Genomic DNA, 12,523 nt, shown 5'->3' with positions numbered 1-12,523 from the left:
TACGTGTTTTCCCGTGCTTTAATAAGGCCATTGAGAATTAACAGGAATGACGTGATGGATTTGAATAATCGCCTAACCGAAGACGAAGCATTGGAACAGGCCTACGACATCTTTTTAGAACTTGCCGCTGACAACCTCGATCCGGCAGATATTCTGCTGTTCAACTTACAATTTGAGGAACGCGGTGGCGCAGAGTTATTCGATCCTGCTGAAGATTGGGCCGAACACGTTGATTTTGACCTGAACCCTGATTTCTTTGCTGAAGTTGTCATTGGGCTGGCCGAACAGGAAGGTGAAGAAATTACCGATATTTTTGCCCGCGTGCTGATTTGCCGGGAAAAAGACCACAAACTTTGCCACATTCTGTGGAAAGAATAAGTTATCTCGCTTAAACGTAAGGCATCTCCCACAGGAGATAATGCCGATCGTTTAAAGAACGAAATACCGGGGGCGACCACGGTGCGAGGTATCCCTGCGGGAACCTCATCACCGTGTTTCCCCCTACATTCACACTACGTGAACAGTATGGCTCCCGCAGGAGACGCCTTTTTTACTTCAGTCACCGATAAACGGGTCACAGAACTTGCGCTTCCTGCACCGGTAACAACGCCTGCGGATCCACCTTTAGACATGAAACGGCGTGTGAAAAGCTCCCTTCCAGCAAAGGACGTGTTTTCGAGCACTCAGGGCCGACAACCGGACAACGGGTGCAGAACACACAGCCTGATGGCGGATTGATCGGTGACGGCAAATCCCCTTCCAGCAGGTGTATCTTCTTGTTTCGCTCCTGATCAGGATCAGGAATCGGCACCGCAGACATCAGCGCACGGGTATACGGATGTTGCGGATTTTGATAGACTTGATCGTACGTGCCCAATTCGACAGCATGGCCCAGATACATCACCAACACGCGATCGGAAATGTGCTTCACGACCGATAAATCGTGGGCGATAAATATCAGCGACAGGCGCATCTCACGCTGTAACTGACGCAACAGGTTAACGACCTGCGCCTGAATCGACACATCCAGTGCGGAAACCGGTTCGTCACAGATAATCAGTTTCGGCTCCAGAATCAGCGCCCGCGCGATACCGATACGCTGACACTGCCCGCCAGAAAATTCATGCGGATAGCGGTTGATCAGGTTGGGCAACAGCCCCACTTTCAGCATCATCGCTTTCACGCGATCTTTCACCGTTTGCCGATCCATTTCTGGGTGATAAACCTTTAACGGTTCGGCAATGATTTCACCGATAGTCATGCGCGGATTCAGCGAGGCCAGCGGATCCTGGAATATCATCTGAATGTCGCTACGCGCCGCACGCCACTCATCGGCGCTCATGCCCAGCAGGTCTTTCCCCAGCCAGGTGACGCGCCCGTCGGTCGCTTTTACCAGACCGATAATGGCACGCGCCAGCGTAGATTTTCCACAGCCAGATTCTCCGACAACGCCCAGCGTTTCGCCTTCATACAAGCGCAGCGTGACGCCATCGACCGCTTTCAGTTTTTTAGGCGGTTGCCAGAACCACTGCTTATCGTCTCTGACATCAAAATGGACTTTCAGATCATCCACTTCTAACAACACCTTTTTCTCATCCGCGTTGTTCATACCACCTCCTCAATCACTCTAAAGCAGGCGCGCAAGCGGCCATCACCAAAAGATTCCAGCGCAGGCGCGCTGTGGCAGACATCCGTTGAATACGGACAACGTGGTTGGAACGGGCACCCTTTCGGCAAACGTAATAAGTTAGGCGGGTTACCCGGAATGGTTGCCAGCACGTCATCTTCTGCATCCAAACGTGGCACGGCATTGAGCAGCCCAACAGAATACGGGTGGCTCGGATGATAAAAGACATCGCGTGCTGCGCCATATTCCATCGTGCGCCCGGCATACATCACCAGCACTTTGTCACAAATACCCGCAACCACTCCCAGATCATGGGTGATCATAATGATGGCGGTATTAAACTCGCGCTTCAGTTCGTTCAGCAGCGTCATAATCTGCGCCTGAACCGTGACATCCAATGCCGTGGTGGGTTCATCGGCAATCAGCAGCTTTGGCCGACACAGCAGCGCCATCGCGATCATCACGCGCTGACGCATTCCACCGGAAAACTCATGCGGATACATCTTCATACGCTTACGTGCTTCCGGCATTTTGACCGCATCCAGCATTTTGACTGACTCCTCAAACGCTTCGCTTTTACTCAGGCGTTTGTGCAGCATCAGTACTTCCATCAGTTGTTCACCAACGCGCATGTAAGGGTTCAGCGAGGTCATTGGATCCTGGAAAATCATGCTAATTTCTTCAGCACGCAGCTTATTCAACTGCTTTTCCGGTAAATTGAGGATCTCTTTGCCACGAAAACGAGCCGAGCCGCCAATACGACCATTGCGAGCCAATAGCCCCATCAACGCAAACGCAGTCTGTGATTTACCGGAGCCGGATTCACCGACAATTCCCAGCGTTTCACCAGCGTTGAGTGTGAAATTCAGGTCGTTAACCGCCGTTACATCACCATCCTGCGTGTTGAACGTTACCCGTAGATCCTGAACATGCAGCAGCGCCTCTTGTGCGCCCGTCAATTCAATCTTGCTCATGTTGATGCTCCTCAGCGATCTTTCGGGTCGAGGGCATCACGCAGGCCATCGCCGATAAAGTTAAAACAGAACAGCGTAACAACCAGAAATGCCGCCGGATAGAACAGTAACCATGGCGACACTTCCATGGAGTTCGCCCCATCATTCAGCAGCGCGCCCCAACTGCTTAACGGCTCCTGTGTTCCCAACCCCAGGAAGCTCAGAAAAGATTCAAACAGAATCATGCTGGGCACCAGCAAAGAGGCATACACCACCACTACGCCCAGCACGTTAGGCACAACGTGGCGCAGAACGATACCACGCGTGGAAACGCCGGAAACCATCGCCGCTTCAATGAACTCTTTGCGTTTCAGGCTCAACGTCTGACCGCGCACAATACGGGCCATATCCAACCAGGACACCATGCCGATCGCTACGAAGATCAACAGCATGTTCTGCCCGAAGAACGTTACCAGCAGGATCACGAAGAACATGAACGGGAATGAGTTGAGGATTTCCAGCAGGCGCATCATCACTGAATCCACTTTGCCGCCCAGATAGCCGGACATCGCGCCATACAGCGTCCCGACAATCACAGCCACCAGCGCCGCCGCCACGCCGACCATCAGCGAGACACGCCCACCAATAGCAACACGTACCAATAAGTCACGGCCAGACGAGTCCGTACCAAAATAGTGTCCAGACGCCATATCTGGCGCAGCAGACATCATTCCCCAGTCGGTATCGGCGTAGTTAAATGCGGATAGCATCGGGGCAAAAATCACAAACACGGTAATCAACGCCAGCACAAACAGGCTGGCCAGCGCGGCCCGGTTATGGATAAAGCGCAGGCGCGCATCCTGCCACAGGCTGCGACCTTCAATCTCTGTCTGTTCGGTGAAGTTTTCTAACGCTTCAACGTTTTTTCGATTCCAAAACATAGCGCCCCCAATTAATAGCGAATTTTCGGATCGATAACAGCGTAGAGCACGTCAATGATCGCATTAAATAAAATGGTTAAGCCACCGACCAAAATCGTCAGGCTCAGTACCAGTGAATAGTCGCGGTTCAACGCACCGTTCACGAACAGTTGTCCGATTCCCGGTAAGCCAAAGATGGTTTCTATCACCATCGAACCGGTAATGATCCCGACAAATGCCGGCCCCATGTAGGAGAGCACCGGCAGCAACGCGGGCTTTAACGCATGGCGCAGCACAATGCGGCGCATCGGCAACCCTTTAGCACGCGCAGTGCGGATAAAGTTAGAGTGCAACACCTCAATCATCGATCCACGGGTGATACGCGCGATACTGGCGATGTAAGACAAGGACAGCGCCACCATCGGTAAAATCATGTATTTGGGTGCCCCACCGTTCCAGCCACCGCCGGGCAACCAACGCAGCGTAATGGCAAAAATCAATACCAATAACGGCGCAACAACAAAGCTGGGAATGACCACCCCCGTCATGGCAAAACCCATCACGGTATAATCCCATTTGGTATTCTGATTCAGTGCGGCGATGACACCGGCACTCACACCAAAAACAATCGCCAGAATGAATGCCGCCGCCCCCAATTTTGCCGAAACGGGGAACGACGTCGCGACCAGATCGTTCACGGAATAGTCTTTGTATTTAAAAGAAGGGCCGAAATCGCCCTGTACCAATTGCAGTAAATAGTTACCGTACTGCGTCATGATGGGATCGTTCAGATGATATTTGGCCTCAATATTCGCCATGACCTCGGGCGGCAAATTACGTTCACCGGTAAATGGGCTACCGGGTGCCAATCGCATCATAAAGAACGAGATGGTGATCAGAATAAAGAGTGTTGGGATCGCCTCTAAACAGCGGCGAAGAATAAATTTTAACATTGCTCGTACCTATAAAAGGCTGGCAGCACAGATGCGTGCGCCAGCCATTATTATTAGTGCTTGATGATATAAAGATCTTTCACGTAAACATTATCCTGGGGATCTTTGCCTGTTAATCCGCCAACATAAGGTTTCACCAATCGGGTATTCGCATAGTAATAAACCGGGGCAATTACCGCGTCTTTATTCAGCAAGGCTTCAGCCTGCTGATAAATATCGGCACGTTCCTCATCGGTTTTCACCTGTAAGGACTTCGCCACCAGCGCATCAAATTCTTTGCTCTTATAATGCGAGGTGTTACTGCTGCTGTCTGACAGCATACTATTCAGGAAGGTTGAAGGTTCGTTATAGTCCGCACACCATCCGCCGCGCGCGATATCATAAGTCCCCTGATGACGCGTATTGAGGAAGGTTTTCCACTCCTGATTTTCCAGCTTAACGTCCACACCGATATTCTGTTTCCAGATTGAGGCAGCGGCGATAGCCATTTTTTTATGCAGATCGGAGGTGTTATAGAGCAGGGTTAGCGTCAGCGGTTTTTGCGCCGTGTAGCCAGCTTCCGCCAGCAGTTTCTTCGCTTCTTCATTACGCTTCGCCTGAGACCAGGTGAACCACTCTGGCGTCTGAGCCTTGAAGCCGTCAATATAAGGTGGGACAAAACCATAGGCTGGAATATCGCCCTGATTTTTCACTTTGTTGGTCAGAATATCCTGACTGAGTCCCATACGCAGCGCTTGACGTACCCGGACATCGTTAAACGGCGGCTTCTGGTTATTCATTTCGTAATAGTAGGTACACAAATAAGGTTCAACTTTCACCTCATTCGGGATCTCTTTCTTCAACTTCTGGAAGAGCTCAATGGGAAGGTAGTTGTAGGTCATATCGATTTCACCGCTACGATAGCGGTTCACGTCTGTCACTTCAGATGCGATAGGCAGGTAAGTGACTTGATTGATCACCGTATGGGCGTTGTCCCAATATTGCGGGTTGCGCTCCAATACCAGTTTTTCGTTCACCACCCAATCTTTAAGTTTGTATGCGCCATTACCGACCCAGTTTTGTGGCTGCGTCCATTTATCGCCGAATTTCTCGACAGCGGTTTTATTAACGGGAGACATCGCGGCATAAACGGGCAGTTTATAGAAATACGGCACCGCTTCAGAGAGTGTCACTTCAAAAGTATGATCGTCCAGCGCTTTCACACCCAAGGTATCAGGAGATTTTTTGCCAGCGATGATGTCATCAATATTCAACAAATGGCCATATTGCAGATAGCTGGCATAAGGCGATGCGGTTTTCGGATCGGCCAGACGCTGCCAGCTATAAACGAAATCTTGTGCGGTAACCGGCGTGCCATCTGACCATTTGGCATCTTTACGCAGGTGGAACGTCCACACTTTAAACTCTTTGTTATCCCAGCTTTCGGCTACGCCGGGAACGGTTTTACCATTAACGTCAGAAATAACCAGCCCTTCCAGCAGATCGCGCGACACATTGGATTCGGGTACACCTTCGATTTTATGCGGATCGAGGGAAGAAACCTCTGCGCCATTGTTACGAACCAATTCCTGTTTTTCTGCTAACTGAGTGCCTGCGGGAACGGTCGCGGCAAAGGCAGAAACAGCCATCGTGCTACTCAATGCCGCAATAATAGCGGCCGCTACTCTTTTTTTCGTTGTGATGTGTGTCATTATTTTTCTCCTGTCATGTTGTCGCGTTAGTTATCCCAGCACGATTCCTAATGAGAGTCCGATGAGAAAACGATTAATCGATTCGGCTCACGCCCCATTCCCACAGTGTGGGAATGGGTAACCAGAGATTAAACACCAAATTAATCGCTGCTCGCTCATTTCATTTGCATCAAACCGTAAACAGCATCGCGACGGATTAATGCTTAATGATGTAGAGATCCTTCACCCGCAGATTATCCAACGGATCTTTGCCGGTAATTCCGCCAACATAAGGTTTCACCAGTCGGGTATTCGCGTAGTAATAAACCGGTACGATAGCCGCATCTTTATCCAATTGAGATTCTGCCTGTTGGTAAATCTCTGCGCGCTCATCGTCCGTTTTCGCCTGAACGGCCTGAACCATCAGTTTGTCAAACTCAGTACTCTTATAATGCGATGTGTTGTTACTGCTGTCTGACAGCATGCTATTCAGGAACGACGTGGGTTCGTTATAATCCGCACACCATCCGGCACGCGCAACGTCGTAGTTACCTTGATGACGCGTACTGAGATAGGTTTTCCATTCCTGATTCTCCAGCTTCACATCGACGCCCAGATTCTGTTTCCAGATCGATGCCGCCGCAATCGCCAGCTTTTTATGCAGATCGGACGAGTTATAGAGCAAACTAAACGTGAGTGGTTTCGCGGCGGTATAGCCGGCTTCCGCCAGCAGTTTTTTCGCTTCTTCATTACGTTTCGCCTGTGGCCAGGTAAACCACTCCGGTGTCTGCGCTTTCAGACCGTCCGTAAACGGAGGAACATAGCCATAGGCAGGAATATCGCCCTGATTTTTCACTTTATTGGTTAGTATGTCCTGATCAAGCCCCATACGCAGCGCCGTACGCACTCGTACATCGTTAAATGGCGGTTTTTGGTTGTTGATTTCGTAATAATAGGTACAGAGATAAGGATTTATTTTAACTTCCTGCGGGATTTCTTTTTTCAGCTTCTGAAATAGCTCGATGGGTAATTTGTTATTGGTGACATCAATTTCCCCTGCACGGTAACGGTTCACATCCGTCACTTCAGAAGCGACTGGCAGATAGGTGACCTGATTAATCACGGTCTTGGCGTTATCCCAATACTGGGGATTACGCTCCAGCACCAGTCGCTCATTCACGACCCAGGATTTAAGACGATAGGCACCATTCCCTACCCAGTTTTCCGGCTGAGTCCATTTATCACCAAATTTCTCCACCACCGTTTTATTTACCGGAGACAACGATGAGTGATTCAGTAATTTATAAAAGTACGGGATCGGTTCGCTTAAGGTAACTTCCAGCGTATGGTCGTCGAGCGCTTTTACCCCCAGAGTATCAGGTGATTTCTTGCTGGCGATAATGTCATCAATATTCAGTAAATGGCCGTATTGCAAATAGCTGGCGTAAGGAGAAACGGTTTTTGGATCGGCCAAACGCTGCCAGCTATAAACGAAATCTTGCGCGGTAACCGGTTCGCCATTGGACCACTTGGCGTCTTTACGTAAATGGAACGTCCAGACTTTAAAATCGCTACTTTCCCAACGCTCGGCCACACCGGGAATCGGGTGCCCATCGGGATCGGAAATCACCAACCCCTCATATAAATCACGCGCGACATTCGATTCCGGTACACCTTCTATTTTATGCGGATCCAGTGATGACACCTCAGCGCCATTGTTTCTTACCAGAACCTGTTCTTTTGCCAGTTCCACACCGGCAGGTACATTCGCAGCCTGTACATTCACGCATGACGCCATCACTGCTGCGGCAATCATACTGGTAACGAAGCATCGTTTTGTTTTGAGAATTGTCACTTTATAAACGCCCCTGTCTGATACAACGCCATACCGGACTCTATGCATAAACATAACCGTCACATAGAGCAGAAAAGATCGCCCATTATCCAAATAAATCATAAAATTAATTTATGGATGAATAATGGATAGTGAGTCGATGCTCGAAGCTATCAAAAGCGGGCACATTCGCCAATATCTTTACATTAATGTTGTTTAATTTTCTTTACTAGCGTGGGGACAATATTTTACTACGACAGAACAAAACCACAACTAACCATATGATAAAAAATGATTTTTACTTCCATTTGTATATATTTATTAAATCGTCAGAAATTTATATTTTTTTGAACAAAAAAACATCGTAGTAGGTATCATCATTTTCACAGCACAAAAATGATGATAAAGACTTATCCAGCAGCTCATTATGTGAGCGCTATGTTATGATTTTAACAATTACATCACGCATTTTATCCCAACAACCGTTCTATTATTTCTCTGTTCCAGTCGGTGTGTAAAATGACTAATCCGATTAAGATATAAGCAATGTTTATACGATAACGTTTTATGCGACTACCACAATTGATGCAGCTATCTGGATAGCTTCAGGAATGGCTACGACAAGTCTCTGAAGTAACGCCGCCCCCTCCCCATTTTAGGTAGAAATAGCGCTGCCCCTTACCTCAATAATAAGAATTATTATCAACAACATCATGCTGAATGGTGTCAGCTTAAAGAAAAATCGACATCGATCACAAAAAAAGCACCCATAAATAGGTATGCTCATTCCATACCACCGTGAATGTGCAAATACTCTTAATTTTGATGGTTTTTCAAAACAATATTTCAAAAATTCGCGGTAGTGCCAGTTACAGTATTTTAAAAAGTAGCGTTCGCGCCACAACGGTGGCTGGCAAGCTCTTTGAGTCAATTGCGGTGAAATCGGCAGGACAGAATAACCCGGTACTGAAAACGCTCCCTACGCGTTTACCTATACTGTTCTATCCGGCGAACAATTGACTGAAAGAGTTTAACATTTATCAGGAGAGCATTATGGCCGTAACCAACGTTGCTGAACTTAACGCACTGGTCGAAAGAGTGAGAAAGGCACAGCAGGAATTTGCCACTTACACTCAGGAACAAGTAGACAAAATTTTCCGTGCCGCCGCACTCGCGGCATCGGATGCCCGTATCCCGCTGGCAAAAATGGCGGTTGCTGAATCCGGTATGGGGATCGTGGAAGATAAAGTCATCAAAAACCACTTTGCATCCGAATACATTTATAACGCCTATCAGGATGAAAAAACCTGTGGCATCCTTTCTACTGATGATACTTTCGGTACGATTACCATCGCAGAGCCTATTGGCCTGATTTGCGGTATTGTTCCCACCACCAACCCCACTTCTACCGCGATTTTTAAAGCACTAATCAGCCTGAAGACGCGTAACGGGATCATTTTCTCTCCGCATCCGCGGGCAAAAAATGCGACCAATAAAGCAGCAGATATTGTTCTGCAAGCCGCGATTGCAGCAGGTGCTCCCAAAGATATTATTGGCTGGATTGATCAGCCGTCCGTCGAACTGTCCAACCAGCTTATGCACCACCCGGATATCAACCTGATTCTGGCTACTGGCGGGCCAGGTATGGTGAAAGCCGCATACAGTTCAGGTAAACCCGCCATCGGCGTCGGTGCTGGCAACACCCCCGTTGTTGTTGATGAAACCGCAGATATCAAGCGTGCCGTTGCCTCTATTCTGATGTCAAAAACCTTTGATAACGGCGTTATTTGTGCCTCAGAGCAATCAGTTATCGTGGTAGACAGCGTCTATGACGCCGTACGTGAACGTTTCGCCACCCATGGCGGCTACATGTTGAAAGGCAAAGAGCTTCATGCCGTACAAAGTATTTTGCTGAAGAACGGTTCGCTGAATGCCGACATTGTGGGGCAACCTGCACCGAAAATCGCAGAAATGGCAGGCATTACTGTTCCTGCAAATACCAAAGTGCTGATCGGTGAAGTCACCGCAGTCGATGAGTCCGAGCCGTTTGCCCATGAAAAACTGTCGCCGACGCTGGCGATGTACCGTGCGAAAGACTTCAACGATGCCGTCATTAAAGCGGAAAAACTGGTGGCAATGGGGGGGATCGGTCACACATCCTGCCTATACACCGATCAGGATAATCAGCCAGAACGTGTGAATCATTTCGGTAATATGATGAAAACGGCGCGCATCCTGATTAACACACCGGCTTCTCAGGGGGGGATTGGCGATCTCTACAACTTCAAACTCGCTCCGTCTCTGACGCTGGGCTGTGGCTCTTGGGGCGGAAACTCCATCTCCGAAAACGTCGGGCCAAAGCATTTGATCAACAAGAAAACGGTAGCCAAGCGAGCAGAGAATATGTTGTGGCATAAACTTCCTAAATCCATCTATTTCCGTCGTGGCTCACTGCCTATCGCCCTTGAGGAAGTCGCCTCGGATGGCGCAAAACGTGCATTTATCGTGACCGACCGTTTCCTGTTCAATAATGGCTATGTCGATCAGGTAACGACCGTTCTGAAACAGCACGGACTGGAAACGGAAGTTTTCTTTGAAGTGGAGGCAGACCCAACCCTGAGCATCGTGCGTAAAGGTGCCGAGCAAATGCACTCCTTCAAGCCCGATGTGATTATTGCTCTGGGTGGCGGTTCGCCAATGGATGCCGCGAAAATCATGTGGGTGATGTACGAACACCCTACAACGCACTTTGAAGAACTGGCGCTGCGCTTTATGGATATCCGTAAACGTATCTACAAGTTCCCGAAAATGGGCGTCAAAGCCAAGATGGTGGCGATTACGACCACATCAGGTACAGGTTCCGAAGTCACGCCGTTTGCGGTGGTGACCGACGATGCAACCGGGCAAAAATACCCGCTGGCAGACTATGCGTTGACGCCAGATATGGCGATTGTAGACGCCAATCTGGTGATGAACATGCCGAAATCATTATGTGCATTTGGCGGGCTTGATGCGGTCACACACTCACTGGAAGCCTATGTTTCCGTGCTGGCAAACGAATATTCAGACGGACAGGCACTGCAAGCGCTGAAACTGCTGAAAGAGAATCTGCCAGACAGCTACCGTGAGGGCGCGAAAAACCCGGTGGCTCGTGAACGCGTACACAACGCCGCAACGATTGCAGGCATCGCGTTTGCCAACGCCTTCCTTGGCGTCTGTCACTCAATGGCGCATAAACTGGGTTCAGAATTCCATATTCCGCACGGCCTGGCGAATGCCCTGCTGATTTCGAACGTGATTCGCTATAACGCGAACGATAACCCGACGAAACAGACAACGTTCAGCCAGTATGATCGTCCACAGGCTCGCCGTCGTTATGCTGAAGTGGCCGACCATCTGCGTTTGACCGCGCCAAGCGATCGTACCGCGCAGAAAATCGAGAAATTGTTGAACTGGCTGGAAAACATGAAGACCGAACTGGGGATCCCGACATCTATTCGTGAAGCGGGCGTACAGGAAGCCGATTTCCTCGCGAAGGTCGATAAACTGTCAGAAGATGCGTTCGACGACCAGTGTACAGGCGCTAACCCACGTTATCCGCTGATTTCCGAGTTGAAACAAATTCTGCTGGATACTTACTATGGTCGTAAGTTCTCTGAAGAAGTAAAAACAGAAGTGGTTGAGCCGGTTGCCAAAGCCGCAAAAATCGGCAAGAAAACCGCACATTAACGCTTGCCGTTACCGCCTGAACCTCTAAGGCGGTTTCTCTCACTGCGATGCCCAACCCGTTTAGAGTTGGGCATTTTTATTGCTTGCTCAGATATCAATACGTCGTTTATTAATAGCCCAGCCAGTCGGATAATTAACCGATTTACACACTTTCCTTACGTGTTAATCCCAGCGCAATTTTATAATGCTTGCGACACACCGAAACATAGCTCTCATTGCCGCCAATAACGACCTGTTCCCCTTCGTGGACGGCATTACCCTGAGCATCTAAACGTAATACACAGTTGGCTTTACGACCACAATGGCAGACCGTTTTTAACTCGATCAGCTTATCTGCCCACGCTAATAAATAGTGACTCCCGGAAAACAAATCACCACGAAAATCGGTACGCAGCCCGTAACATAATACCGGGATAGCTAATTGATCCACGACGTCGGAAAGTTCACTCACCTGCTCACGGGTTAAAAATTGACACTCATCAATTAATACACAATCGACAGGCTGAGCGCGGTGCTCTTTCTCCAGCAGTTCAAATAAGGATGTCTGCGGATTAAACAATAATGCCGGAGAAGAAAGGCCAATGCGTGAACTTACTATCCCCACCCCATGCCGATTATCTATTTCTGCGGTGAACACGAGCGTGCGCATTCCACGCTCCTGGTAGTTATATGATGACTGCAACAGCGCCGTCGATTTTCCTGCATTCATTGCAGAATAATAAAAATAAAGTTGGGCCACTCCGCTACTCCAAAGGCAGGCTATGTCTTTTAGGCCAACGCGTTGCGTTGTTCCAAACGCTAACGTTTTGTCCTGAAAGTTAAATTATTCCTGTATAT

The 12,523-nt window shown here is 48.9% G+C and carries 9 protein-coding genes; 2 read left to right on the top strand and 7 right to left on the bottom strand.

Going from position 1 to position 12,523, the window contains the following annotated elements; genetic code table 11:
- Positions 1 to 54 precede the first annotated feature (54 nt).
- A complete protein-coding gene (locus OI69_RS01125) occupies positions 55 to 378 on the top strand; it encodes an HI1450 family dsDNA-mimic protein (RefSeq protein WP_011093876.1) in 324 nt (107 codons plus the stop codon).
- A 196-nt stretch (positions 379 to 574) separates the two neighbouring features.
- Here the strand turns inward: OI69_RS01125 and oppF are convergent, their stop codons facing one another.
- The 6 genes from oppF to oppA (OI69_RS01095) form a co-directional block, all read right to left on the bottom strand.
- The gene (gene oppF, locus OI69_RS01120; RefSeq protein ID WP_039344936.1) at positions 575 to 1,609 is read right to left on the bottom strand and encodes a murein tripeptide/oligopeptide ABC transporter ATP binding protein OppF; all 1,035 of its coding nucleotides are present in this window, start codon (positions 1,607 to 1,609) and stop codon (positions 575 to 577) included.
- Positions 1,606 to 2,601 (bottom strand): ABC transporter ATP-binding protein, encoded by a 996-nt coding sequence (gene oppD, locus OI69_RS01115; RefSeq protein WP_039344933.1) that lies wholly within the window; start codon positions 2,599 to 2,601, stop codon positions 1,606 to 1,608. The genes oppF and oppD overlap by 4 nt, the downstream gene beginning before the upstream one ends.
- A gap of 11 nt (positions 2,602 to 2,612) precedes the next feature.
- A complete protein-coding gene (oppC, locus tag OI69_RS01110) occupies positions 2,613 to 3,521 on the bottom strand; it encodes an oligopeptide ABC transporter permease OppC (protein WP_039344930.1) in 909 nt (302 codons plus the stop codon).
- Positions 3,522 to 3,532: 11 nt separating this feature from the next.
- Positions 3,533 to 4,453 (bottom strand): oligopeptide ABC transporter permease OppB, encoded by a 921-nt coding sequence (oppB, locus tag OI69_RS01105; RefSeq protein ID WP_039344927.1) that lies wholly within the window; start codon positions 4,451 to 4,453, stop codon positions 3,533 to 3,535.
- Positions 4,454 to 4,506: 53 nt separating this feature from the next.
- The gene (gene oppA / locus OI69_RS01100) at positions 4,507 to 6,144 is read right to left on the bottom strand and encodes an oligopeptide ABC transporter substrate-binding protein OppA (RefSeq protein ID WP_039344923.1); all 1,638 of its coding nucleotides are present in this window, start codon (positions 6,142 to 6,144) and stop codon (positions 4,507 to 4,509) included.
- 196 nt (positions 6,145 to 6,340) lie between these two features.
- Positions 6,341 to 8,026 (bottom strand): oligopeptide ABC transporter substrate-binding protein OppA, encoded by a 1,686-nt coding sequence (oppA, locus tag OI69_RS01095; protein ID WP_080752587.1) that lies wholly within the window; start codon positions 8,024 to 8,026, stop codon positions 6,341 to 6,343.
- A gap of 984 nt (positions 8,027 to 9,010) precedes the next feature.
- Between oppA (OI69_RS01095) and adhE the strand changes: the two genes are divergently transcribed.
- Positions 9,011 to 11,686, top strand: coding sequence for a bifunctional acetaldehyde-CoA/alcohol dehydrogenase (gene adhE, locus OI69_RS01085; RefSeq protein ID WP_039344914.1), 2,676 nt, complete (start codon positions 9,011 to 9,013; stop codon positions 11,684 to 11,686).
- A gap of 142 nt (positions 11,687 to 11,828) precedes the next feature.
- On the opposite strand, the gene OI69_RS01080 is transcribed toward adhE, so the two are convergent.
- A complete protein-coding gene (locus OI69_RS01080; protein WP_039344911.1) occupies positions 11,829 to 12,425 on the bottom strand; it encodes a thymidine kinase in 597 nt (198 codons plus the stop codon).
- Positions 12,426 to 12,523: the final 98 nt, after the last annotated feature.

Origin of the sequence: Pectobacterium fontis, assembly GCF_000803215.1 — a bacterium.
In the GTDB taxonomy this organism is placed as follows: Bacteria; Pseudomonadota; Gammaproteobacteria; order Enterobacterales; family Enterobacteriaceae; genus Pectobacterium; species Pectobacterium fontis.
The sequence above is the reverse complement of the archived record's forward strand: the minus strand, read 5'-3'. Positions and strand labels throughout refer to the sequence as shown.